Below are 787 nucleotides of genomic sequence, written 5' to 3' on the forward strand. Positions count from 1 at the left end.
TGTATTATACTGATATAGGTTGACTTTTTTTTGTTAATATTTTCTAGTTCAAAAGATTTTTTTTAGACGTTTAGAAGGTGAAAAAAATAGTTTGAACTAGGTTTGTTCTTAAATCGTAAGCTCAGGTAAATTTACATTATTTTTTCGATAGGATTTGTATTTGATGTTTGGATTTAGATGTACTTCAGCAGGTTTTCTGAGATCCAGGCTAAAATGGGTTCTCAAATTGTTATAAATATAAACTGCTTGCTCCGTCATTTTTTGAGCTAGTTCTGTGTTTTTAATGTTTTGTTTTAGCCCGTATTCATATTTAAGAGTTCTGTTAATGCGTTCTGCTACTGCATTTTCGTAAGGGTCGTATTGCTCAGTCATACTCATTGCAATTCCATTATCTTCAGCAAACTTTGTGTATTTGGGGTTGCAGTATTGGAAACCTCTATCTGAATGGTGAATAAGTTTTTGATTAGGATATTTTCTGTTTTTAATAGCCATAGCTAGAGCATCTGAGCAAAGTGATGTTCTCATATGATTATCAAGTTTGTAACCCATAATTTGCTTAGAATAGGTGTCTGTGACTAATGCTAGGTAGTTGTGTCCGTTTTCTGTTTTAATATAAGTGATATCACTAACCCAGAGTTGTTCCGGTCGATTAGGAACGTGGCCTTTTACCAGGTTCTTATATTTTTTGTACATATGGTTTGAGTTTGTAGTTGTGATGTAATTTTTAGTTTTAGGAATCAAAAGATTATTTAGTCTTAGGAAGCGATAGAACTTGTCTCTACCTATA

At 32.4% G+C, this 787-nt stretch carries 1 protein-coding gene; it reads right to left on the bottom strand.

Translation table 11 applies throughout. The features are described 5' to 3' along the window. Positions 1-108 precede the first annotated feature (108 nt). Positions 109-787 (bottom strand): IS3 family transposase (locus tag CXF54_RS12900; RefSeq protein WP_157823457.1); only part of this gene is annotated, 679 nt, incomplete at its 5' end.

The sequence above is a fragment of the Olleya sp. 1-3 genome (genome assembly GCF_002836085.1).
GTDB classification, from domain to species: Bacteria; Bacteroidota; Bacteroidia; order Flavobacteriales; family Flavobacteriaceae; genus Olleya; species Olleya namhaensis.